The sequence below is a fragment of the Sphingomonas sp. GW821-FHT04B01 genome (assembly GCF_059420425.1).
In genome coordinates this window covers 1-22,888 of sequence record NZ_JBWKTR010000002.1, presented here as the reverse complement: position 1 = coordinate 22,888, position 22,888 = coordinate 1, and the positions used below count along the sequence as shown (strand labels likewise).

Genomic DNA, 22,888 nt, shown 5'->3' with positions numbered 1-22,888 from the left:
GGCGGCAGCATGCAACCCTCCGATCTTCGTGTCGCGCTGTTCAGCGGCAATTACAATTACACGCGCGATGGTGCCAATCAGGCGCTGAACCTGCTCGTCGCCCATCTGCTGGCGCAGGGCGTCACGGTCCGCATCTATTCGCCGACGATCGATCCGCCCGCCTTCCCGCCGACCGGCGACCTCGTCTCGGTGCCGGCGATCCCGATGCCGGGAGGGCGCGCCGAATATCTGCTCGGCCGCTATCTGCCCGCCAGGACCCGCGCCGATCTCGAAGCCTTCGCCCCCAATCTCGTCCACGTCTCCGCGCCCGACCTGCTCAACCATGGCGCGGTGAGCTGGGCGCGGCGCAACGGCATCCCCAGCCTCGCCTCCTTCCACACCCGGTTCGAGACTTATTTCCGTTATTACCGGATCGGCTTTGTCGAACCGTGGATCAAGGCGCTGATGCGGCGCTTCTACAATCGCGTCGACCGGGTGATGCCGCCGAGCCCCAGCATGGGCGCGCTGCTGCGCGAATGGGGGGTGACGACGCCGATCACGATCTGGTCGCGCGGCATCGACCACGATCGCTTCGTGCCCGAACGGCGCAGCCTCGCCTGGCGGCGCGCGCTCGGCATCGGCGACGACGAGATCGCGGTTGGCTTCCTCGGCCGGCTGGTCAAGGAAAAGGGGCTCGACGTCTTCGCGGAGGTGATCAAGGATCTCACCCGGCGCGGCGTGCCGCACAAGGTGCTGGTGATCGGCAAGGGGCCGGCGCAGGACTGGTTCGCGCAACAGGCGCCGGGCGCGATCTTCGCCGGCTTCCAGTCGGGCGACGACCTCGGCCGCGCGGTCGCGTCGATGGACGTGTTCTTCAACCCCTCGGTGACCGAGACGTTCGGCAACGTCACCACCGAGGCGATGGCCGCCGGCGTGCCGGTGGTGGCGGCGCGGGCGACGGGCGCGGTCGATCTCGTCGAGCATGGCGTGACCGGATTTCTGGTCGAGCCGACCGATATCGCCGGCTATGCGGATGCGATCGAGCGGATCGTCACCGAACCGGGGCTCAAGGCGCGAATGGGCGCGGCCGGTCTGGCGCGCGCCGCGACCTACCGTTGGGACACCGCCAACCAGACCGTGCTCGACACCTATCTGGAACTGGTCGGCCGCTAAGGTTTCCCACCGCCCGGGGGATGGCAGTGAGGATCGAGCCGCTTCCACATTTTCTCCGTCACCCCGGACTGGTTCCGGGGTCCACCGGGCTGCAAGAGGATGGTCTCACCTCAAGCCGCTTTCCTCGCCGCGGGGTGGACCCCGGAACCAGTCCGGGGTGACGGGGATGGTTTGGCGAGCGACGGACTCACTTGGAGGTTCATATGCGGCGTCCCCCTTGCGGGGCAGCGCTATCGCATATGGCCGTCTGAATGCTTCGGATGACAGTCCAAAACCCGCTCCGTCACCCCGGGCTCGACCCGGGGTCCCGCTTCTTCCGACACGAAGAAGCGGGATGCCGGATCAAGTCCGGCATGACGGGGATATAACGGTCATCGCAATACCCCGATCGATTACATCCGGTCCCCCTCCCCCTTGCGGGGAAGGACGCCCCTACCCCGCCCGCCAGTCGAAGGTCAGCGGCGCCTCGCGGAAGGCGAAACGGTCGAGATGGCTCGCCACCACCTCGCGCATCCGGCTCTCGTCCTCGCCCTCCGGCACGGTCAGCACCAGATCGAGGCTGTCGCTGTCCGCCTTCATCGCCAGCAGCGATCCGTTGGGGAAGGCGATGCTGCCTTCCTCGGCGGTGAAGCTGACCGCCATCTTGTGGCTCCAATGCTTCGCCAGTTGCTGGAGATAGCGGCTCGCCGACCCCGTCGGCACACGCGCGACCGAGACGCTCACTTGAGCCGCTCGATCTTCTGGACGACGCCGTCGATCAGCGCCGCGACCTCGTGCACCGCATCGTCGGACAGATCGCCCGCCTCGACCCGCTCCATCACCACGTCGCGCAGGTTGCGCATCGCCCGCCGGATCGGCGCCCGATCATGACGCGCACGATGCGCGCCGATCTCGGCCAGCCGCGCCATCAGCATCGCCACCTGCTCTTCATGCTCGGCGAGGTGCGCCTCGCCCGCCGCGGTGACGACGAAGCGCTTGCGCGCCGTCTCCGACGGCTGTTCGGCGATCAGCTCCATCTCGGCGAGCATCGTCAGCGCCGGATAGACCATCCCCGGCGAGGGCGCATAGGCGCCGCCGGTCAGTTCCTCGACCGCCTTGATCAATTCATAGCCGTGGCGCGGCTCGTCGGCGATCATCCGCAGCAGCACCAGCCGCAGCTCGCCACCGTCGAACATCCGTCGCCGGCCACCGCCGCCGCCACGTCCTTCGTGGCGAAAGCCCTCGAACCGCCCCTCGGCCTGCGCCGCCCACCGATCCCAGCCGCCGCGCGGCCCGCAGCCGCGTCCACCGCGGCCATGCATATGTCCAAACATCGTCATTCCTTCTGCTATCACGATGTACCCAAGATATATCTTGAGAAGACGAGCGCAAGAGCCTTCTAAGATATATTTTGGCTACGGCAGGATAGCGCCTTAGCGTCAGTTTAGCGAAGTTAGCAGGGGGGTGACGCGCCCGCCCCGCCCGCCTATCTCGGCGCGATGGCAGACCTGCTCACCGGCCTCGAACCGGAGCCGACCCCCCACCTCCCGGGTGCCGACGCCCCCCTCGCCGACCGGCTGCGCCCGCGGACGCTCGCCGACGTCGTCGGGCAGGAGCATCTCACCGGCCCCGACGGCGCGATCGGCCGGATGGTCGCAGCGGGGCGCCTGTCCTCGATGATCCTGTGGGGCCCGCCCGGCACCGGCAAGACGACGATCGCGCGGCTGCTCGCCGCCGCGGTCGACCTGCGCTTCGTCGCCATCTCCGCGGTCTTCTCGGGCGTCGCCGACCTCAAGAAGGCGTTCGCCGAGGCCCGCGAGCACGCCCGCATCGGCAAGCGCACCTTGCTGTTCGTCGACGAGATCCACCGCTTCAACCGCGCCCAGCAGGACGGCTTCCTGCCCTTCGTCGAGGACGGCACCGTCATCCTCGTCGGCGCGACCACCGAAAACCCCTCGTTCGAGCTCAACGCCGCCGTACTCAGCCGCGCGCAGGTGCTCATCCTGCACCGCCTCGGCGCCACCGCGCTCGCCAAATTGCTCGACCGCGCCGAGGCCGCCGAGGGGCGCCCGCTGCCCCTCACCCCGCCGGCGCGCGACGCCCTCCTCGCCAGCGCCGACGGCGACGGCCGCTTCCTGCTCAACCAAGCCGAGACCTTGTTCTCGGTCGCGATCGACGCGCCGCTCGACCCCGCCGGCCTGTCGAGCTTCCTCCAGCGCCGCGTCGCGGTCTACGACAAGGATCGCGAGGGCCATTACAACCTCATCAGCGCGCTCCACAAAAGCATCCGCGGCTCGGACCCGCAGGCGGCGCTCTATTATCTCGCGCGGATGCTCACCGCCGGGGAAGAGCCGCTCTACCTGCTCCGCCGCCTGACCCGCGCCGCGGTCGAGGACATCGGCCTCGCCGATCCGCAGGCTTTGGTTCAGTGTATCGCCGCCAAGGACACCTACGACTTCCTCGGCTCGCCCGAAGGCGAATTGGCGATCGCGCAGGCCTGCCTCTATCTCGCCACCGCCCCCAAATCGAACGCCGCCTATATGGCGCAGAAGAAGGCGTGGCGCAGCGCGAAGGAGACGGGCTCGCTGATGCCGCCCGCCAACATCCTCAACGCGCCGACCAAGTTGATGAAGCAGATCGGCTATGGCGCCGATTACGCCTACGACCACGACACCGACGACGCCTTTTCGGGCGCCAATTATTGGCCCGACGAGCTGCCGCCGCAGACCTATTACGAACCGAGCGGCCGCGGCTTCGAGGCGCGGCTGCAGGAACGGCTGGCGCATTGGGACGCGCTGCGCCGCAAGCGGCAAACCCCTCTGGACTAGCCGCATCGCTTGATCCATGGAGTGCGCCGATTGCCGGTTTAGCTCAGCTGGTAGAGCAGCGGTTTTGTAAACCGAAGGTCGCGGGTTCGATTCCTGCAACCGGCACCATCGTCATCCCCGCAGGATCTGCCGTCCGATGCGACCCGGTACGTCGCGTTGCGCGCCGATGCGGCGATCCCGAGGCGCGGGATCGCCATCCCGACGCTATTTCCCCGCGGGCGCCGGTGCCGCCGGCGAGACCTTGATCGGCGCCACCACCGCGGCCGGAGCCGCTGGCGCTACGATCATCGCCGCTGGCGCGCCACCGGCAAAGGCGACCGGCACGTCCTCATCGATGAACCCGGTCACCGGCGCGCCGAGCGGAATGTTGGCGCTCGTACCGGTGACGAAAAAGCCTGCGACCGGAATGACGGCGATCGCGCCGACCACGCCCACCGTCCCGGTCGTGCCCTTGTCGTCCAACTGGCCCGACATGCGGATCTGGCGACCGTTCGCCCGTACGAACAGCACGCGGGCGTTGATCCGGCCGGACTTGCCCCACATGCCCTTGTTGCGCACCTCGGTGACCTCGCCGGTCACCGGGCTGCCCGCCGGGATGACGGTCATGCCGTTGACCGCGACCGGCTCGGCGGTCTGCAATTGAAAGCGCTGCCCGACTTTGAGCTTCTTGCCGTTGGTGGTCAAAGCTTCCGCCATCTTCAGCGGCACGCTGGTTCCCGCGCGCAGAACCGCCGCGTCCGGTGCGCCGGCGATGATCGGCATCGCCGTCTGCGCCGTCGCAGGCGCGCAAACAAGAAGCGCGCCCGACAGCGCGCACATCGACATCTTCATGATCACTCCCCTCGATTCGACTTTCCCCAGTCGATCAACAAATTAGAGGATGGATGCAGCACGCCGTCAAGTCGGCCGTCATCGGTATGCGAACTATATGCGTGCCATTTGCAGACGGATCATCGTCTGTAGGACGCGCCATTAACTTGTGATCAATCAACCAAAATGGTTGCATATGCTTCGATGGCGCGCTCGACTGCGGCTTGGCGAACGACCATCGGCAAACAGGGATGTCGCTGCGATACGGGATCGTCGCCGGAAGATCCGATTGCCGCTTGCGTCCCGCCTCGCCCCGCGCCTAAGGGAGCCACGCGTCGGGGAGTGGCGCAGTCCGGTAGCGCGCCTGCTTTGGGAGCAGGATGTCGCAGGTTCGAATCCTGTCTCCCCGACCATCCGCCTACAAGCCTTTGATTTCGCGTCTTAACGACGGCGATCAGTGACGGTTGTACCCCCGACTGTACCCCTCGCTGTACCCCTTGGGATGGCGAATTGGGCTTTTCGAACGTGGCGCTGCGCGGCAGTCGCTATTGATGGCGGAAGAAAATGACGGTCGCGGGCGTGCGGTTAACGCTGGCGTTACCGTTGGGCGCAATGAGCTTCGGAGACGCGCGGGTCATTGCCTTGCGTCTCGGTTCTGCGGCGGAAGCATTGCGCATGGGTTACGGTCAGTCGTCGTCGGGGGTGAACCCCGATCAGCTTAAGAAGGTGTTCAGTGACGCGCTGCGCTGGCAGTTGCAGCGTATTCTTGATGATCAGGTCGCCAGCAGTAGCCCCGCCATCGATCATGCCAGCCTCAACTCTCGCTATGCCGAGGCGTGGACCTTTCTGTCGAAGCGTGGCGTCGATGCGAAATGGTCCCTCGATGATCACGAGCGCCTGATCGACAACGGCTGGAACAGTTGCGAGGCGAAGGCCGTCGCCGATACGGTCTTCGACCTTCAGGGTGGTAGCCCCTTCTCCGGGCAGCGGATCGAAAGCTGTGTCGCTACCTTCGGGATCGCCCCGACGACCATGGCCGTCGGCCGCGGTGCGGGACTTGCCGGCGCCGCCTTGCGGGGTATCGGGGATACGACGATCGGCAGGTCCTCGGCATGGGCCGGTTCACGCCGAGGGTGGTTTCGAAAAGCCGGCGTCAGCGTCTGCCCGGTCGGCGCGAACGCCGTTTTGGCAACCGATCAAGCGTAAACTGCCGCCGCAGCCACGACTTGGCACGCCAACTGGCGAAGTCCCCGCTGTAGGATCGAGCCTTCGAATGGGCTCGATCCTACAGCGGCTTCAGAAGCGGGGGCGGTTCAGCCGCGATCGCGTTCGCCGCGCATCGTCGGCCAGTCGGAATAGCCGACCGAGCCGCCGCCATACCAATAGTCCTTCGGCGCCTCCGCGAGCGGCGCACCGGTGCGCAGGCGATCAACGAGGTCGGGATTGGCAATGAACGGTCGCCCCATGCTGAACAGGTCGGCATCGCCCCGCGCCAGAACCTCCTCGGCCAGCGCAAGCGTGTACTGGTTGTTCGCGATGTACGTCCCGTCGAAGCGCTTGCGCAGCGCGGCGAAATCGACGCCGTCCGCCTCACGCGTCTGCTGCGTTACGCCCTCGATGTCGTGGACATAGAGCAGCCCGCGCTGCGACAGCGCATCGACATAGGTGCCGAAGGTTTCCATCACGGTGCTGTCGAGCGGCGTCTCGCCGGGCATCGTCGTCGCCGGCGACAGCCGGATGCCGACACGCCCCGCGCCCCACACGCCGACCACCGCGTCAACGACTTCAAGCGGGAAGCGCAAACGGTTCTCGATCGACCCGCCATAGCGGTCGGCGCGCTGGTTGGTGCTGTCGCGGACGAACTGTTCAAGCAGATAGTTGTTCGCCGAATGGACCTCGACCCCATCGAAGCCAGCCGCCTTGGCGTTGCTGGCGGCGCGGCGGTAGTCCTCGACGATGCCTGGAATCTCGTCGGTCTCGAGCGCGCGTGGCGTGACGTGGTCCTTCATCCCGTCCTTGGTGAACGCCTGGCCGACCGGCTTGATCGCCGACGGCGCAACCGGCAGCTCCCCACCCTGCAAGTCCGGATGGGAGATGCGCCCGGTGTGCCACAACTGAAGGAAGATCACGCCACCGCGATCATGGACAGCCTGCACGATCGGGCGCCATGCCTCGACTTGCTCATCGTTCCAGATCCCCGGTGTCAGCGCATAGCCGACCGCCTGCGGCGAAACGTTGGTCGCCTCGCTTATGATGATCCCGGCGTCAGCACGCTGCGCGTAATAGTCGGCGGCGAAAGCGGGCGGGATCCCATCGTCGTCGGAACGGCTGCGCGTCAGCGGCGCCATGACGATGCGATTGCGCAGCGACAAATCGCCGATCTGGACGGGCTGCAATATGGGCGATGCGGAATGGTCAGGCATGGTCGGTGATGTCCAGCAAGCGGTAGCAGATGAGGAGCGCTGAACGGACAAACTGCCATTACGGTCCGGAATTCGGCCGAAATTACTATCGGCTCTCTCGATCACGACACGACGACGCAGCTGTCGCGTCGGCGATCGTCTATCGCCCCCTATGCCACCGTGACCTGCGATTGTTCGCTCATCGGTGGTTCATGGCCCACCGATCCCCGAAATTCGTCAGCGCCATCAGGCGAGCCCGACCATGGCCTCTGCAACAATATGGGCATCCTTTTCGAAAGGTTCATACGGGAGCGCCTTACGTTGCCTCGTGCGATTTGTGCCACCCAGCCCGATGGCCACCACCCGTTCCTGCATAACGCTACCGCGCCGTCTTTTCTGCGACAGCCCTGCGTGCGCCCCTCCTCAGCCAGCACGCCTGATCACCAACGTGTTGCAAATGCCGATCCGGCTGGTCGATCCAAGCCAAACGGCGATCGCCGCATGCCGCCGGAACAGACTGGTACCCTGTCAGAGTACTAGAGCGGTACCAGAATGCCAGAGTTGGTACTTTGCCCATAGGCGCTACCATAAGCTGCATGAAGACAGACGAGATAGACGACAACATGCGGGCTGCGATCCGGCGCCTGACGGACGGCGAGCGGGAGTGTTTGAGGCGTTGTCTGGCCCATCAGACAGCTAAGGAAATGGCGATCGATCTGGGTGTCTCTCCTCACGCTGTCGAAAAGCGTCTGAAGATGGCGCGTGCCAAGCTGGGCCTGTCGTCCTCGCTCGAGGCGGCCAGGCTGGTGGCCGCGGACGACGCGTCCAACCGCTTGGTACCCGAGACGTCCGGCCTGTCCCGAGCCACGGCGATCGTGGAGGAGGTTCCCGCCGCCTTCTCTCCCCCGTCGAGCACGCGGGGGGAGCGGCGCAACTCCATCTACATCACTCCGGGAGCGATCCTTATGATCCTAGTCGCGGCAGCCGCCCTTCTCGTCTGGCTTCAAGCATCTGGCCATGCCGGCCAACAGGGACTTCAGCCCGGTGCCGGCGGTGCGCCGTCTGCAGTATCAACAATCGCAGCGCCGCTACCAGGCACTGAAGATGCGCTCCGGCAGCTTGTCACCGGTCTCGCGAGTGGCTCACCCAATTACGAGAAACTGTCGCCGGAATTCGCCGCGGTTGTTCGCCGAGATCTTCCCATGACACGCCCCATGTTCCAGGCTCTCGGCGAGCTGAAATCTGTAACGTTTCGCTCGCGCGGCATGAAGAACGATGACGTCTACAATCTCGTTTTCAACAATGGCGAGGTCTTGATGTCGGCCGCACTCGATGCGGAGGGCAGAATGGCCGGCGGCATATTGCAACCGGGCAACCGCATTCCTTCTTCGACGACGCCATCACCGGGCACCGAGGCTGCGCTAAGACGCCTGGTCGCCGGCTTGGCAAGCGGCTCGCCGGACTACGACAGGCTTGCCCCCAAATTCGGTGATCTGGTGCGCCGAGATATGCCGATGTCACACCCCATGTTCAAATCCATGGGGGAGCTCAAGTCGATTGCCTATCGGGGCAAGGGCAAGATGGGGGATGACGTTTACGATCTTGTATTTGCCAATGGTGGCGTGTTGATGTCCGCGGTTCTCGACGCGAATGGCCGTATGGCCGGAGGATTTATCGCTCCACCTGGCACACCTCTTCCTTAAGCCTACGAAACTACGCAGCGGCAGCTCTCATAGGTCTGACCGCTCACGCATCCGGGGCGAGGTCGCGTCGCATAAATGGGCCTCGACTCGCTTGTTCGCTCAAGGATCGGATATCATAGGCTGCGAGATGCCCGTCACCGCCCGCGTAGCACATGCGATGACAGCAATAGCGTCGAATATCGATCGAACGCGCCAGAAGCGGGGGCGGTAGTCGGAATACGGGTCCGCGGTCGTCCGCTGCGACACCCACCAGATGTTGCCCGCGGGGTCGCGAACCTCGCCCTGTCGATCGCCGTAGGGCATGTCATCGGAAAGACCATGATCGATCCGTATACGTCGGCAGCCTATCTGGCGTTCGCGAACGCCGTCACCGCCGCCTGAAACGCGGCGGGCTGGTCGAGCATCACGAAGTGCGCAGCGTCGCCAATGTCGATGAAGGTCACCTGTGGCGCATCGGCATAAGCGCCCTTGTACATAGCTTCGGCCAATGGCTTGGTCTGCCCGCCGGCGCCCCAGGGAAAGACCATCGTGATCGGCGCCGTAATGTCCTTCATGACGGGACGAAGGTCGGTGGTCAGATCCTCGTACATCGCCTGTCCAGACACACGTGGGTCGGCGGCCTTGGCCCAGGCAGCAACCTTGGCGCGCGATTCCGGCTTGGTGGCGAGCCGGTCGGCGATCGCGGCCGCCGCCGCCTCGTTCACAGGCTTGCCGTAGCTCGCGACCTGCGCTTCGCGCATGGCGCGCGCCTGCGGCTCGATCAGCGTGGTGGTCGCGGCGGGGGAGTAGAGCGTGCCGATGAACGGCAGCGAATCGACGATCATCAGCTTGCCCGCGTCGGTCGGATGCGCTTTGGCCAGCATCAGCGCGGCGAGCCCGCCCATCGAGTGCCCGACCACTGCGGCGCCGGCGATCTTCTCCTTGGCGATGAAGGCGTGGAGGTCGGCGACGATTCCGTCGAGCACACCCGGTGTCAGGTTCGCGCCCGGCGCGTCGCCACCGAAGCCGTTGACTTGGACGACGAAGACGCGGTGGTTCGTCGCGAGCCCCGGCACGACGCCGTCCCAGACGGCGCGTGGGGAGGACAGGCCCGGGATCAGGATCACCGGGCTGCCCCTGCCGGTCGCGACGATGGAGATGTGGTCCATCCGGACCTCGGACGATCGAGCGGGTGCAGCGGGCGAGGCATGGCTTGGCGATGGCTGGAGGACGACGCCGAGCGTGAAGGCGACGGCGGCAAGGCGAAGGCCGAATATGCGGTTCATGGATCTACTCCTTCGACGGGCTGATGAAGATGGTTTCGATGGGAAGCGCGAAGAGTTCGGCGATGCGGAAGGCGAGCGGGAGCGAGGGGTCGTAGCGCCCGGTCTCGATTGCGTTGACGCTCTGCCGACTGACCTCAGGCATTACGAAGCTCCTTCGAATCGCTGTGAAGGACGCTTTACATGGCAAGCATGCTTTACGTCAAGCGTGCTTGACGAACCTTGCGAACGAAGAGACCGTATCTGGTCAGATACTAAGCTCGCTCGTATGCATCGCCATCGCCCAACGGAGAAGACGCCATGCCGCTCGCTCTCGCCCTCCTGCTCGCCACACCACAGTCGATGGCCATGCCGATGCAGACCGCACCCTGTACCGGGGGTCCCACAGCGTTGCCGGCAGGTATGGAAGGATGGGCGCAAGCGCAGCCAGCAAAAGCGGCCGCACGCAGCGAGGCAGCAGCGGCGCTGACGCTCGGCACTGGTATAACCGCGACGCTGCTGCCGATGTCGAAAATTACCTTTGCCATTCGTCCGGGGAAGCCCGGTGGCTCGACCAGTAACGGCGGGATCTTTGCGTTCGTGGTGCCGACCGCCGGTCGCTACCGCATAGCCCTCGGGGCCGCTGCCTGGATCGACGTTCTGCGCGGGACCACGCCGGCCACATCGGTTGCCCATGGCCATGGTCCTGCCTGCTCGACAGTTCGCAAGATAGTCGACTTCGATCTGCAACCAGGACGGTATCTGTTGCAGGTTGCTGGGAGTGATGCGGCGTCGTTGCGGCTGATGGTGTCGCGCCTTTCCTAAGCGTTGTCACACTGTCGCGAAGCGGCCTGGGCGCCCGTATCACGCCTGTTTCTTGAATTGGATCGTGAATCGTGTCTGCCCTGGCTGCGAGTCGAGAACGACCCTCCCGCCGTGGATCTCCGCGACGCGCTGCACGATCGCCAATCCAAGTCCGGCGCCCACCGCCGTGCTACGATCACGTCGCCAAAATCGCCGAAAGACTTCATCCTGTTCGGCCTGCGGAATACCGGGACCGTCGTCGGTGACGGAGAGGCTGGTGGGACCGAGGCGGACATCGATCCGCGTGCCCGCAGGCGTATGCTTGACCGCATTTTCGAGCAGCGCCCCCAGGGCGCGGGCGATGAATTGCGGCTGCGCGAGGATGACGACCGGCTCGTCGGCATCGTGCAACGCGATCGACTTGCCGCCGCGAAAGACCAAAGGTGCAATTCCGGCGATGCTCTCCCGTGCGAGTTGCGACAGGTCGACTCTTTCCAGCGGCAGCGTATCGAACGAGTCCATCTCGGCGATATCGAGCAGATAGCCGACGGTCCGTGTCAGCGAGTCGAGATCGCCGATCAATGCATCGCGCAGCGCCGCATCGGCGATTTCACCGGCGCGGACGCGCGCGACGGTGATCGGCGTGCGCAGCTCATGCGCCGCGTCGGCGGTGAAATCGCGCTGCATCCGCAGGCTGTCGGTCAGACGGTCGAGCGCAACGTTGACTGCCTCGGCGAGCGGGCGGACCTCAAGCGGGAGGCGCGGATCGGTCAGCCGCACGTCGAGCCGCGTCGGCGCGATGGTGCGAACCAGTGCCGAGGCGCGGCGTACCGGGCGCAGTGCCTGCCGCACGATCAGCGCGTCGATTGCGAGCAGGATCAGCAACAGCGGCAGCACGATCAGCACGCCATAGAACAGGAACTGTCGCACGATATCATCGACGATATTGGCGGGATGGTCGAGATTTTGCGTCGCTACCAGCCACATCGACCGCCCCCTCACGACGACCGGTACGCTCAACCCCGAATAGACGCTGTGACGCGAGCGACGGGAGAAATAGGCCGCCTCCGCCTTGCGCGGTATGTGGCGGAACATGATCGGCGGCGCGGGGGACGAGGCCAGCAGCGCGCGGCCGCTACGATCGACCACAACATAGCCCATCCCCGCCGCCGTGCCGGGCGCGACCGCATCGCGCGGTATCGCGATGCCCGGCCTGCCGGTGCGGTCGATAACGAGCGCGCGCTGCACCGCCAGCGCCTGCGAGCGCAACGTCTGCCGTTCGAGATGGTCCGCGGTGGCTTCGAGAAACAGGTAGACGCCGAGCGATACGGCGAGTGCGGTGACGATCACCGCCACCCCGTGCCACAACAGGATGCGCGACAGTAGCGAGCGGGGGCCGACGATCCTCACGCCGATGCGACCAGCATATAGCCAACTCCGCGGACCGTAACGATCTGCGCGCTCGCCGCCGCCTCGGCCAATCGGCGGCGCAGGCGGTGAACATACACCTCAAGCGCGTTCGAGCCGAGTTCGTCGCCCATGCCGAACAATTGCGCTTCGAGCTGGGTCTTGGCGACGACGCGGTCGTGGCGGTGAATGAGCGCTTCCAGCACGCTGAGCTCGCGCGCCGACAGCACCGTCACGACGCCGGCGATGCGGACGTCGCGTGATGCCGGGTCGAAAACGATATTGCCGCAGACGATCTCGCGATGCGCGACCATCCCGCTCCGCCGCAGCAGCGCCTGGACGCGTGCGACCAGTTCCTCCGGCGCGAACGGCTTGACGAGATAGTCGTCGCCACCGGCATCGAAGCCGGACACGCGGTCGGCGACGCTGCCGCGCGCGGTCAGCAGGAGGACCGGGGTCGGATCGTCGCGCATCCGCATCGCCCGCGCCACCTCGCGCCCGTCGCGATCGGGCAGACCGATGTCGAGGATGACCGCGGCATAATGACCGACATCGAGCATCAGCAGGCCGTCCTCCGCGGTGCCGGCATGATCGAGTGCGAGCCCCGCGCCCTCGAACACGCGGCGCAGCATCCGCACCAGATCGGCACTGTCTTCGATGATCAACAAGCGCATCGTTGCTCCGGCTAGCCCAGTTGCCCCGCCCTGTCTTCGTCGGCGCGACGTAAGGTTCACGTAATCCAGCGGATTTAGCCGATCTCCAGCACCCGCGCCGCCGTCGCTGCGGCGACGGCCGATCCCTCGCTCTCGAAATGGAGTTTTCGACAATGGCGACCGCCGCCACCCGCGCGCGTCCGATTCCGCTTGATCCGATGCCCGGCGCGCAGACCCGGCCCGCCATCCGCATCGCGCTGTTCTCGGGCAATTACAATTATGTCCGCGACGGCGCCAATCGCGCGCTCAACCGGCTTGTCGAAGACCTCGAACAGCGAGGCGCACAGGTTCGCGTCTATTCACCCACCGCCCCCGATCCCGCCTTCGCGCCTAGCGGCACACTGGTCTCCGTGCCATCGGTCCGTCTTCCCGGACGCGGCGACTATCGCCTCGGCCTTGGCCTGTCCTCCCGGCTGCGAAGCGACATCCACAGCTTCAAACCGGACCTGATCCACGTTTCGGCGCCCGACTGGACAGGGCTAGCCGCGCAGCGCCTCGCGCGCGCACTGCACGTGCCACTCGTCGCCAGCCTGCACACCCGGTTCGAAACCTACGCCCGATTTTATGGTGCAGGCCTCGTCCGTCCGGCGATCGAACGCCATCTCCGGCGCTTCTATCGCAAGTGCGACTGTGTTCTTGTGCCGACCTACCCGATCCTTGACGAATTCGCCGCCGAAGGTCTCGGCGAGGTGGCGCGACTGTGGAGCCGCGGCGTCGACCGTCATCAGTTCGATCCCGCCCGCCGTGACCTATCGTGGCGGCGCGTCAACGATATCACCGGCGACGACTGTGCCGTCCTGTTCTTCGGCCGCCTCGTCCGGGAAAAGGGGCTGGCGGACTATGTCGAGGTCATCGACCGGCTGGCCGGTGCCGGCGTCGCGGTCAAACCGCTCGTCATCGGCGATGGACCGGAGCGCGAATGGCTGCGGCAGCGGCTGCCGGCCGCGCGACTGACCGGCCATCTTGACGGCGCCGCGCTCGGCCGCGCTGTCGCCAGCGCCGATATCTTCTTCAATCCAAGCGTCACCGAGGCGTTCGGCAACGTCACGCTGGAAGCCATGGCGAGCGGCCTACCGACCGTCAGCGTCGATGCGCCGAGCGCCGCGGCCTTGCTCGATCACGGTGGCGGTCTCCTCTATCCGGCGGGAGATCTCGATGCCGCGACCGAAGCGCTCGCCCGTCTCGTCATGTTTCCCGAGCGGCGCCGAGCGATCGGCCGGCGGGCGCGCGAGGCAAGCGCCGGCTATAGCTGGGATCGCGCCTCCGCCATGGTATGGGACGCCTATACCGAATTGCTTGCGCGCGCGGCGACGCGATGACCCGGCTGTGGTTCGGTCTCCTGCTGCTCGCGGCTTTCCCCGCCGATGCCGAAGCACAGGATGCGCCGGTGATCGCCGAGCCGATGGTCTTCGACCTCGTTCGCCCGCTCGGCGCCCGGCGCGGCGAACTGGAGATCAACGCCTTGGCGCAGCGCAGCCTGTCCGGCCCGCATCGGACGGTCGAATGGGCGCCCGAAATCGAATATGCCTTTGCCGATAATATGGCGATCGAGCTCGAGCTGCCGTTCGAGGATCGCCACGTCACCGAATATAAGCTCGGCCTGCAAGGGACGTTCGGCCAGTTCAATCGGGGCCGCGGCATCCACGGCGTCCAATATCTCGGCCTGTGGAACCGCGAGCATCGTCGCTTCCAGAGTTCGGTGCTGTACGTGATCGGCAATCGGTTCGGACGCAGGACCAGCACGCTGACGATGGTCGGCATCGGCGATGTCGGCGCAGCAGGCGCCGAGACCCGCGCGTTGCTGATCAACCATACCAGTTTCTACGATATCGCCGCCGCGAGTACCGCGGGGGTCGAGGTCAACCTGAGGATCGGCCGCGCGCGTTCGACGCTGGTGATGCCGCAGCTGCAACAGGGCCTGAGCCGGCGGATTCAGCTGCAGTTCGGCCTCGGGGCGGCACGCGACGAGGGCAGCACGTGGCGGCCCCGCGCCGGGCTTCGCATGGTGCACCAGCTATGAGCATGGCTGCCGGCTATCCCGCCCGACCGGCCCGGCTTGCGATGACGCTCTGTCGTCTTGCGGCGCTCATCGGCACGGGTTGCGCGGTTCAACCTGCCTCGGCAGCGCTGCCGGGCGATGGCCGTTGCGTCGCCGGCGCGGGGCCGTTCGTCACGGTCCGGGTCCAGGGCCTTCATGGCGCCAAAGGGCGGTTGAAGCTCGAACTGTATCCGGCGGACGATGCTGATTTCCTGCGCAACGACGGCGATCTGCTCCGCGAGGATCATAAGTCGGAATCGCCGTCACGCTTGAGGCGTCGGCGAAGTCGGGCGGCGTGCAGCACGTCGGCGGTGTGATAATGCCCACCTCGTTCGGCACGGAGTGCCTGGCCCACCCGCTTGCCGTGGATCATCAGCGGCAAGCCGACGAAGGCCAGGAAGAAGAAGCCAATCATGAGCGGCGAACCGTCGAGCGCGAGCGACATCGCACAGGAGCCTGCGGTCAGGACGAAGCCAACCGCCTTCCATTGCAGGTCGCGACGAGTCATGCCGCCGCCTTCATGAACGTACCAGGCGCCGGATCACCAATGATGAGGTCGCCTGCAGCAGCCACCGCCTCGCGGATGCCGGCTTGCAAACCGCCTGATGATTGGTCGTGCCACAAAACAATGTCCGCCGGGAAGTCGGCCTCTTCGGCGAGCGCCTGCACCGTATCGGCGACATCGAAGCGAAAGCCTATCGCCGGATCGCGCAGACGGTTGGCCGCCGCCCGCGCCCGTCCGATGCGCGCCGGCGAGTGGTCGATCCCGCGTGCCTCGATGCCTGTGAATCCCATTGTGTGAGCGTGGCGCGCCGCCACGATAAGAAGCGTACCGCAGGCGCACTGGGCATCGACGATACGCACCGCATGGCGACCGCGCTCCCGCAGTTCTCCGAGGGCTGCAGCGATCTGCGGCCAACGTCGGTCAGCGCGAACGGTTCGGCAGCCGGGTGCCTGGGAGGCGCGACGATACGCGCGGAAACACGTCGGCATGGTGCCGACCGTCATCTCGGGTGTCATGTTCGGATCCTGTCAGGCGGCGCGAAGGGGCATATGCCCTTCGGCTGCGACGGGACCGAAGGGGATGAGCGGCACCATGGGCAGCGCGCTCAGCTCAAGGCGTGCATGATAGATGTCGCGTTCGGCATGTGCGAAACTCAGCGCCGCACTCCGGGAGACGAAACGGCCCTCCAGCTTCCTGCAATTGTCCTGCACCAGCCAGTGACCCGCCACATCTTGACCGACGTAGATGACGAGCCCGCGTTCGTCGGGCTCCGCAATGGGTTCAGACGACATGTCGCCTCGATTGCCTCTATGATCGGGCGTCCTGCGCCCGCCCGGCATAGCTACGCAGCCGCGCATAGCCATTCGAGGTCGATTTGCGGAGACGGCATAGCGCGCGCATAGCATTGCAAACGGTTCGTCGCATTCCAGCCGTCGGCTAGAGCCAGCGTGCCTTCCTGAATTGCCAGTATAGCGACACGCAGACGGTCAGGATGACGCCCAACGTCACCGGATAACCGTAGGGACTATGCAGTTCGGGCATATGCTCGAAGTTCATGCCATAGATGCCGGCGATGGCGGTCGGCACCGCGAGGATTGCCGCCCAGGCGGCGAGCTGGCGCGTAATCGTGCCGGTGCGCTGTTGCTCGATCAGGTTGCTGAACTCGAACACCGACGTCAGGACTTCGCGCAAGCCGCTGGCCATCGCTTCGACCCGGCGGACATGGTCGAGCACATCGCGGAAATAATGGCGCGCTTCCTCATCGATGCACGGCAGGTCGTTCTTGGCGAGCTTGCGGGCGACCTCCTCCATCGGCACCAGGATACGGTCGAAGCGCATCAGCTCGCGCCGCAGCGCGAAAATGCGCGCGATCTCGGCGCGGTCGAGGAACGTGTCGAGCATCCGCTGCTCCATCGCGGCGACCTCGTCTTCGAGCGCCGTCACCAACGGCAGATAGCCGTCGACGATGAAATCGAGGATCGCATGCAGAACGTAGTCGCAGCCTTGGCCGAGCAGATCGGGCGATGCTTCCAGATGTGCTCGCAGCGGCTTGTGCGAGCGGACCGAGCCCTGCCGCACGGTGATGATGTGGCTATGCCCCAAAAAGACGGCGGTCTGGCCATAGACGATATGTCCGCCGTCGAGATAGGCCGTGCGGCCGATGGCGAAGAGCTGGTCGCCGTAGACGTCGACCTTGGGCAGCTGCCCGTCCTTCAGCGAATCCTCCACCGCAAGAGGATGGAGACCGTAGAGCTGCCGGAGATGATCCACCTCCTGCGCGCACGGATCGGTCAGCCCGATCCAGACGAACTCAGACCGATCGATTGGGCAGTCGACGCGCTCGTCGATGGCAATCTCGCGTACCCGGCGGCCATGCCGGTATAGATAGGCAGCAATGACAGGCATTGATATCGTTTAACGCCGCGGCCGGATGGTGACAGCGCTTTGATGTCCCGGGCAACCCGTCCCTTCGCTGGCGTGCCGGCCGGCCGATGCCTGCCCTGAAGCCGCCGCGTGCCGCGTCTTCATCGCCAAGGCACCATGTCGCGTATCGTAGGCGCGCCCGGCTGCAGTGATCGGCGCTATCAGTCTCGAGCGGAAGCTGGGATATGGCGCGCGTCCTGCTATACCCGTTGACCGATCTCCACGCCTGAATAGCGCCCTGCCGTGGATGACGAGCAGCCATCCGAGACATCCCAACACGAACGTGGCGAGACCGCAGAGGCGGTGGCCCATGTCATACATTCCCGACAGATCCGTTGGGCCGCTGCACGCTTGCCAGGCTGAGACGCCCCTCAAGCCGGGGAGGATGGCCCGATGACGACGCGATCGAAATGGCCGGACGCTGCCGCCGCTGGTCGCGCGCGTAATGCTGGGCCGCTTGTCTTGTGGGAAAACGTCCGAGCAGCCACCCTTCGCCGCCTAGTACCGTCCAGCCGCCGTCGGCATCCATACCGACGACCAGCATCTCGACATCCGACCTGTCCATCGCAGTTGCAAACTCCGGTTGAAGATACGATTGCATTATGGCTTGAGGCCGGTGCTGCCACCGCTGGCTCACCTCGATTGCATCGAAGAGATGATGACCGAGAACGGTCATGGCGCTGCCCGCACTCGCACCCAAGAAGCCGGCCGTGGCCAGGCCGTAGGCGAGCGCTCCTGCCGATCGAGGCCGGATGTGCATGGCCGTGAGATGCGCGATCGCAACGTAGGCGATGCAGCAGAGAAGTGCACCGACAGCACGGAGACCAAAATCGACGGGTTGCAGACGATGTCGAGCAGGCATGCCACAATCCTTGTTGTGGCAGTTCAGCTATCGCGCGCGACGTAGCATCTCGAGATTGATTTTAGATTTCTTCATAGTGCCGGCATAGCGATTGCTGTCTCGCTTGCGCTTCGAGCGGCCATTCAGCACGACGTACCCGGCCGGCCGTCGATAGCATTCCGGGATATTCTTGCACATTTACGGCATCCACCGACCTCACTGGCGCATAGATCGACGGCAGGCATCGATGATAGCGATGTTCGGCAGGCCATAACCGTTCGGACCCGGAAGCCGACTGCCAAACCAATTTGTGCGCTCACCATCTTCGGACACCCGTTCATTATGCGATCACGGGCGATTGGTGGGTATCGCTTCCGCTTCCGCCCAGTTGCAGTCATTCAGGACAGGTTGAGGCTCTACCGAATTCGGTCGCTCGTTCAGGTATGTCGACGCGCCGGCTCAGGCATCGATGAACGATCCGGTGCGGCGATCATTCTGAGCCGACGACCTTTTCCCGATGCGGAGCGATCAACCATGAAGATTAGCGGCAACACGATCCTGATGACGGGTGGAGGCAGCGGTATCGGCGAAGCGCTGGCGCACCGCTTCCATGATCGCGGTGACACGGTCATAATCGCCGGGCGACGCCAAGAGGCGCTTCAGCGGGCGGCAGATGGGCGTGATCGCATCCATACCATGACGCTGGATGTCGAAGACGCTGCGCAAGTCGACGATTTCGCCAAGCAGGTCGTAGCCGACTTTCCGGCGCTGAACGTGCTGTTCAACAATGCCGGCATCATGAAGTTTGAGGATCTGACGGGTCGGCGCGACCTGGCCGACGCCGAAGCGACGCTGGCGATCAACATACTCGGCACGATCCGGCTGACGAACGCGCTGATCGACCATCTTATGGGTCAGCCCGATGCCGCGATCGTCACGGTCACCTCGGGCCTTGCATATGTGCCGCTGGTGGCGGCGCCGACCTACTCGGCGACCAAGGCAGCTATCCACTCCTACTCAGTCTCGCTCCGGACCCAGTTGGCAGGCAAGATCGAGGTGATCGAGCTGGCCCCGCCGGGCGTGCAGACCGACCTCACGCCAGGACAGGCGAACCGACCAGGCTACATGCCGCTCGACGCGTTCGCCGATGCTGTCGCCATGCAATTCGCCCAGCAACCTACGCCAGCCGAAATCCTTGTCGACGAGGTCCAGTTCCTGCGTCAGGCTGAACGCGAGGGCCGCTTCGACGAGGCGTTGAAAACGCTGACGGAGCGCGCCGCCAAGCAGCGTGAAGAGGGTAACCAACCGAGCTGAACGTGCTGCCCGTCAGGTGGTCGGCCACAGGCCTTCCGACATGCGTGAAGACCTGTCGCCGCACCGACCTCAGTGCAAAATCGAACGCCTCACAAAACCGGTTCCACTATGCTTTAGATCGTCGGCTCGCCGGTGAGATACGGATCGACGGGCACCTCCACGGGAGTCGATACCTGCGGGACGGGCCTTGACGCGGCGGCCGTTAGCCATGCATCGCCGCCTGCCTTGCGGCGGGTAGAGCCGTCGCCGCGGGTCGCGACGCGGCCGTAGATCGGCCGCTCGCGGTCTGATGGGGAGCTCGCGAACATGGCGGCGATATTGCCGTAGGTCGACGGGTCGCGACCATCGAGGCTCAGTCGATCGTTGAGATAGCAGGCGGTCGCCCATGCCGCCTCGGGACTGGGCGTCATCGCCAGGAGGCGCTTGCCCCAGTACATCCGCAGGTTGTTGTGCATCCACCCGTCGGCCAGAAATTGCCTCTGGCAGGCGTTCCAAGTTTCGTTGCGCGTCTCGCCATGAAGCAGCGCCTCCAGCGTCTCCAGCTCGGGCCTTGGATCTCCGGCATGAGCTGAGAGCGTCTGCAACGCCCATGCTGGTATGCGATCGTAGCGTTCCGGTGCGGCGAGCGCCCGCGCCTGGAAGTGGAACCATTCGCGCCAGCCGAGCAGCTCATCGGCAAATTTGCGCTTGTGTTGGCTGCCTGCGTCAGCGGCAGCGACGGCGGCCATCACCTCCCTAGGACCGAGCACGCCAAAGTGCAGATAGGGCGACAGCCCGCTCGCGCCGTCGGGCCGGGTGGCGTCGTTGCGGGTCGAGGCGTAGCCGGGTAGCACCTGAGTTGTCAGGCGACGCAGCCGGTCGGCCGCCGCACCCCGCCCGGCCGGATGCATGGCGCTGACCGGCAGCGTGTGATCGATCGCGAGCCCGGCGACCAGGCCGTCGAGATCGCACGCGTCCAACGCATCCGGGACGAACGGCAGCGGTCCCGCATAGACCGGCAGCTGCGGCACCACGTCTTGCGTTTTCATCCAGCCGTCACGCTCGGGCTCGTGGCGGCGCAGAAAGGCCGACCGGCCGCCGATGCCGTCACCCAGCACCGCCGGTGGCACCAAGCAGGCGGCGTCGACTGCATAGACGGGCACGGCGGTGCGGGTTGCGACCCGCCCGGCCTGCCAGCGCGCGACGAAGGTCGGCTGATCCTCAAGCACGATCGCCGCCGCCTCGGCCCCGAGGCGATGGACGAGGCCTTTTTCCCGGTGGCCTGCCCTGTCGACGTGCTGAACGCAGGCGAGGCCGCGGTCGCGGCATTCGGTCCCCAAATCGCGGCTGGCTCCCAGGATGAAGCGATGCAGCCGGTCGGAGGCGTAAGGATAATCCTCGCGTACGCCATGATAGACCAGCACCGGGAGCCCAAGTGCGTTACCGAGCCGGATGCTCGCATCGATCACGGGATTATCGCGCGCGCGCAGCGCCTGCTGGAGCCAGCAGAGAACGTAGCGACCGTCAGGCTTCCCTACGCGCTCGTTCAACGGCCGCACGCGCGGTGCCTCCCACCAGTCGTGAAGGCCGGGGGGCAGAGGGGGCGTCACCATCCCATGCTGCCCGGCGCGCCCTTGAAGGGCCCGGCGAGGTCGGACGTGATCCACCCGCCGTAGAAGCCGCCCGGCTGGGGACGGACCTGTTCGCCGTCGACCGTGCAGTGATCGAGCGGACCGGCGTAGAAGGCGACATGGTCGCGCATCACGGCAAAGCCCGGCGTCGGATCGGGATAGCTCCACGCCACGTCGTGCAAGAGCTCGCCGCCGATCATCAGGTGCCAGTAGACCGCATGGCCCTTCCACTCGCAGAACGATTGTCGCTCCGACCGTTGCAGGAGGCCGGGCGTCAGATCGACCGGCGGCAGATACCAGGTCGGCGGATGGCTGGTTTCCAGCGTCCGGACGGCCGCATGGGTGTCCGCGACGAGGACGCCGTGATGTTCGATGCGGATATGCCGATCGCTGGGCGCGGCGATGGCGGGTCGGGGATAGCGCCACACGCTTTCCTGACCGGACGCGACCGGATCTGGACGCGGCCTCATGTCCGCGCCTCGAGCCGGGCCGGCAACGGCTGCAAGTGCGGCCGGGACCGGTAGGTCGCGCGCTCGCGTGCCGGTTCGTAGAGCAGCCGAACGAGGTCGCCACGCAAGATCTCCACCTCCGCGGTAGGACCGTCGGCACCCGTATCGTTGGTTAGAAACTCCGCCGTGATCTTGCCGTTCTTGTTTACCCAGGCAGTGCCCTTCTCGCCTGTACTCAGGTTCAATGCCGCCGGCTCCAGCGCCATGTGGCGCAACACCTCGCGGCCGACACCGCGCACGTCGATGTTTTGGCCGCCATTGCGAAACCCGGGCGTGCCCTCGAACACGGTGACGCCGAAGCCAGCGCGCCCCAGCCACCAGGCAGCGGTGTTGCCGGCGACGCTCGCGCCGGTGATAAGAATGCGATGGGTCATCGGCATGTTACTCCTTACCCGCCCAACGAACGGGAGCGATTAAGTCGCACAGCCGAAATGTTGTTGGCTGATCACGAGCGGAAAGCAATGATTGGTACGTTGACGACTATCATGGACTACTGCGCCCTCTTTCAGACGGCCGCTTTGTCTGATCCAATCCACTTTCAGCCATTTTTGCGCTCCTTCGTTGCTCCCATATTTGGACATCTGTTCATCTCCAATTCGCCTCGTATGGAACGTGGCGCACACGGAGATTACGTGTGCGCCACCCGCTGAGGCTTATGCGTTGGGACGTACCAGTTCGGTTGCCGCAAGATGTTCGGCTAAGAACCAGACTTGCGGCTCGCCGGTGCGAATGATGTTGCTGACCAGCAAATCGTTCGTGCCGTCATCGCCGGACTCGTCCGCGGCTTCCGCGCCTTCATGGGCCTGACGCAGGATGATCTCGTGCGCTTCGAGTAGACGCGCGAGCTGTGAGGGAACATCTTCGCGTCCCTTGGGAGGGCGAGGGATGCGGGTCATCTCGGCCACGTCGGGCGCCATGGCGATGCTGATACCGCCCAACGCCATGATCCGCTCCGCAATCATGTCGACCAGGTCGGACTGCTCCTCGAAATGCTTATCGAGCAGTAGATGCAGTTGGTAGAAGGTCGCGCCAGACATTTGCCAATGGTGCTTCTTGTACATGTCGCGCAGAGTGATGGTATCGACCAGAATCTGGTTCAGGATTTCCAC

The 22,888-nt window shown here is 65.3% G+C and carries 24 protein-coding genes, 2 tRNA genes and 1 pseudogene; 10 read left to right on the top strand and 17 right to left on the bottom strand.

Going from position 1 to position 22,888, the window contains the following annotated elements:
- Positions 1-9: 9 nt before the first annotated feature.
- Entirely contained in the window at positions 10-1,152 is a 1,143-nt protein-coding gene (locus AC07UH_RS06385) for a glycosyltransferase family 4 protein (protein WP_495180446.1), read from the top strand.
- A gap of 432 nt (positions 1,153-1,584) precedes the next feature.
- Here the strand turns inward: AC07UH_RS06385 and AC07UH_RS06380 are convergent, their stop codons facing one another.
- Together AC07UH_RS06380 and AC07UH_RS06375 are read right to left on the bottom strand one after the other, a co-directional pair.
- Positions 1,585-1,875 carry a DUF2218 domain-containing protein gene (locus tag AC07UH_RS06380; protein WP_495180447.1) on the bottom strand — a complete coding sequence of 97 codons (291 nt, stop codon included), beginning with the start codon at positions 1,873-1,875 and terminating at the stop codon, positions 1,585-1,587.
- Positions 1,872-2,465 (bottom strand): PadR family transcriptional regulator, encoded by a 594-nt coding sequence (locus AC07UH_RS06375; RefSeq protein ID WP_038666204.1) that lies wholly within the window; start codon positions 2,463-2,465, stop codon positions 1,872-1,874. The genes AC07UH_RS06380 and AC07UH_RS06375 overlap by 4 nt, the downstream gene beginning before the upstream one ends.
- A gap of 165 nt (positions 2,466-2,630) precedes the next feature.
- On the opposite strand from AC07UH_RS06375, the gene AC07UH_RS06370 reads away from it, so the two are divergent.
- The gene (locus tag AC07UH_RS06370) at positions 2,631-3,959 is read left to right on the top strand and encodes a replication-associated recombination protein A (RefSeq protein WP_495180448.1); all 1,329 of its coding nucleotides are present in this window, start codon (positions 2,631-2,633) and stop codon (positions 3,957-3,959) included.
- A gap of 32 nt (positions 3,960-3,991) precedes the next feature.
- A tRNA-Thr gene (locus tag AC07UH_RS06365) sits at positions 3,992-4,067 on the top strand.
- Positions 4,068-4,163: 96 nt separating this feature from the next.
- On the opposite strand, the gene AC07UH_RS06360 is transcribed toward AC07UH_RS06365, so the two are convergent.
- Positions 4,164-4,790 (bottom strand): hypothetical protein, encoded by a 627-nt coding sequence (locus AC07UH_RS06360; RefSeq protein WP_495180449.1) that lies wholly within the window; start codon positions 4,788-4,790, stop codon positions 4,164-4,166.
- A gap of 315 nt (positions 4,791-5,105) precedes the next feature.
- Between AC07UH_RS06360 and AC07UH_RS06355 the strand changes: the two genes are divergently transcribed.
- Positions 5,106-5,182, top strand: a tRNA-Pro gene (locus AC07UH_RS06355).
- Positions 5,183-5,333: 151 nt separating this feature from the next.
- The gene (locus AC07UH_RS06350; protein WP_495180450.1) at positions 5,334-5,975 is read left to right on the top strand and encodes a hypothetical protein; all 642 of its coding nucleotides are present in this window, start codon (positions 5,334-5,336) and stop codon (positions 5,973-5,975) included.
- Between the two features lie 107 nt (positions 5,976-6,082).
- On the opposite strand, the gene AC07UH_RS06345 is transcribed toward AC07UH_RS06350, so the two are convergent.
- Positions 6,083-7,192 (bottom strand): alkene reductase, encoded by a 1,110-nt coding sequence (locus AC07UH_RS06345; protein WP_495180451.1) that lies wholly within the window; start codon positions 7,190-7,192, stop codon positions 6,083-6,085.
- A gap of 575 nt (positions 7,193-7,767) precedes the next feature.
- Here AC07UH_RS06345 and AC07UH_RS06340 point away from each other — a divergent pair.
- Entirely contained in the window at positions 7,768-8,874 is a 1,107-nt protein-coding gene (locus AC07UH_RS06340) for a helix-turn-helix transcriptional regulator (RefSeq protein ID WP_495180452.1), read from the top strand.
- 344 nt (positions 8,875-9,218) lie between these two features.
- Here the strand turns inward: AC07UH_RS06340 and AC07UH_RS06335 are convergent, their stop codons facing one another.
- Both AC07UH_RS06335 and AC07UH_RS06330 read right to left on the bottom strand, forming a co-directional pair.
- Positions 9,219-10,139 (bottom strand): alpha/beta fold hydrolase, encoded by a 921-nt coding sequence (locus AC07UH_RS06335; protein ID WP_495180453.1) that lies wholly within the window; start codon positions 10,137-10,139, stop codon positions 9,219-9,221.
- A gap of 4 nt (positions 10,140-10,143) precedes the next feature.
- Positions 10,144-10,275, bottom strand: a pseudogene (locus tag AC07UH_RS06330) (helix-turn-helix transcriptional regulator); the annotation flags it as partial.
- Between the two features lie 161 nt (positions 10,276-10,436).
- Here AC07UH_RS06330 and AC07UH_RS06325 point away from each other — a divergent pair.
- A complete protein-coding gene (locus AC07UH_RS06325) occupies positions 10,437-10,940 on the top strand; it encodes a homogentisate 1,2-dioxygenase (protein WP_495180454.1) in 504 nt (167 codons plus the stop codon).
- A gap of 39 nt (positions 10,941-10,979) precedes the next feature.
- Here AC07UH_RS06325 and AC07UH_RS06320 read toward each other — a convergent pair whose 3' ends face one another.
- On the bottom strand, positions 10,980-12,329 hold the full coding sequence (locus AC07UH_RS06320; protein WP_495180455.1) for a sensor histidine kinase: 1,350 nt from the start codon (positions 12,327-12,329) through the stop codon (positions 10,980-10,982).
- On the bottom strand, positions 12,326-13,000 hold the full coding sequence (locus AC07UH_RS06315; protein ID WP_495180456.1) for a response regulator: 675 nt from the start codon (positions 12,998-13,000) through the stop codon (positions 12,326-12,328). The genes AC07UH_RS06320 and AC07UH_RS06315 overlap by 4 nt, the downstream gene beginning before the upstream one ends.
- A gap of 152 nt (positions 13,001-13,152) precedes the next feature.
- On the opposite strand from AC07UH_RS06315, the gene AC07UH_RS06310 reads away from it, so the two are divergent.
- Complete coding sequence (locus tag AC07UH_RS06310; RefSeq protein WP_495180457.1) at positions 13,153-14,358, top strand: glycosyltransferase family 4 protein; 1,206 nt, start codon at positions 13,153-13,155, stop codon at positions 14,356-14,358.
- On the top strand, positions 14,355-15,059 hold the full coding sequence (locus tag AC07UH_RS06305) for a hypothetical protein (protein ID WP_495180458.1): 705 nt from the start codon (positions 14,355-14,357) through the stop codon (positions 15,057-15,059). Before AC07UH_RS06310 ends, AC07UH_RS06305 begins: the two co-directional genes overlap by 4 nt.
- A 262-nt stretch (positions 15,060-15,321) precedes the next feature.
- Here AC07UH_RS06305 and AC07UH_RS06300 read toward each other — a convergent pair whose 3' ends face one another.
- The 5 genes from AC07UH_RS06300 to AC07UH_RS06280 all read right to left on the bottom strand — a co-directional run bounded on the left by AC07UH_RS06300 (position 15,322) and on the right by AC07UH_RS06280 (position 18,367).
- Positions 15,322-15,585: a hypothetical protein gene (locus AC07UH_RS06300; protein WP_495180459.1), complete on the bottom strand. Its 264-nt coding sequence runs from the start codon at positions 15,583-15,585 to the stop codon at positions 15,322-15,324.
- Positions 15,582-16,097 carry an SAM-dependent methyltransferase gene (locus AC07UH_RS06295; RefSeq protein ID WP_495180460.1) on the bottom strand — a complete coding sequence of 172 codons (516 nt, stop codon included), beginning with the start codon at positions 16,095-16,097 and terminating at the stop codon, positions 15,582-15,584. The genes AC07UH_RS06300 and AC07UH_RS06295 overlap by 4 nt, the downstream gene beginning before the upstream one ends.
- A gap of 12 nt (positions 16,098-16,109) precedes the next feature.
- A complete protein-coding gene (locus AC07UH_RS06290) occupies positions 16,110-16,373 on the bottom strand; it encodes a hypothetical protein (protein WP_137898540.1) in 264 nt (87 codons plus the stop codon).
- A 145-nt stretch (positions 16,374-16,518) separates the two neighbouring features.
- Entirely contained in the window at positions 16,519-17,487 is a 969-nt protein-coding gene (locus tag AC07UH_RS06285) for a magnesium and cobalt transport protein CorA (RefSeq protein WP_495180461.1), read from the bottom strand.
- Positions 17,488-17,818: 331 nt separating this feature from the next.
- Positions 17,819-18,367: a hypothetical protein gene (locus tag AC07UH_RS06280; protein WP_495180462.1), complete on the bottom strand. Its 549-nt coding sequence runs from the start codon at positions 18,365-18,367 to the stop codon at positions 17,819-17,821.
- Between the two features lie 513 nt (positions 18,368-18,880).
- Between AC07UH_RS06280 and AC07UH_RS06275 the strand changes: the two genes are divergently transcribed.
- Positions 18,881-19,660 (top strand): SDR family oxidoreductase, encoded by a 780-nt coding sequence (locus tag AC07UH_RS06275; protein ID WP_495180463.1) that lies wholly within the window; start codon positions 18,881-18,883, stop codon positions 19,658-19,660.
- Positions 19,661-19,773: 113 nt separating this feature from the next.
- Here the strand turns inward: AC07UH_RS06275 and AC07UH_RS06270 are convergent, their stop codons facing one another.
- The 4 genes from AC07UH_RS06270 to AC07UH_RS06255 all read right to left on the bottom strand — a co-directional run.
- A complete protein-coding gene (locus AC07UH_RS06270; RefSeq protein ID WP_495180464.1) occupies positions 19,774-21,198 on the bottom strand; it encodes a deoxyribodipyrimidine photo-lyase in 1,425 nt (474 codons plus the stop codon).
- Positions 21,199-21,245: 47 nt separating this feature from the next.
- Positions 21,246-21,740 carry a DUF427 domain-containing protein gene (locus tag AC07UH_RS06265; RefSeq protein ID WP_495180465.1) on the bottom strand — a complete coding sequence of 165 codons (495 nt, stop codon included), beginning with the start codon at positions 21,738-21,740 and terminating at the stop codon, positions 21,246-21,248.
- Positions 21,737-22,153: a hypothetical protein gene (locus tag AC07UH_RS06260; protein ID WP_495189930.1), complete on the bottom strand. Its 417-nt coding sequence runs from the start codon at positions 22,151-22,153 to the stop codon at positions 21,737-21,739. The genes AC07UH_RS06265 and AC07UH_RS06260 overlap by 4 nt, the downstream gene beginning before the upstream one ends.
- A 279-nt stretch (positions 22,154-22,432) precedes the next feature.
- On the bottom strand, positions 22,433-22,888 hold a 456-nt coding region (locus AC07UH_RS06255; protein WP_495180467.1), incomplete at its 5' end, for a Dps family protein.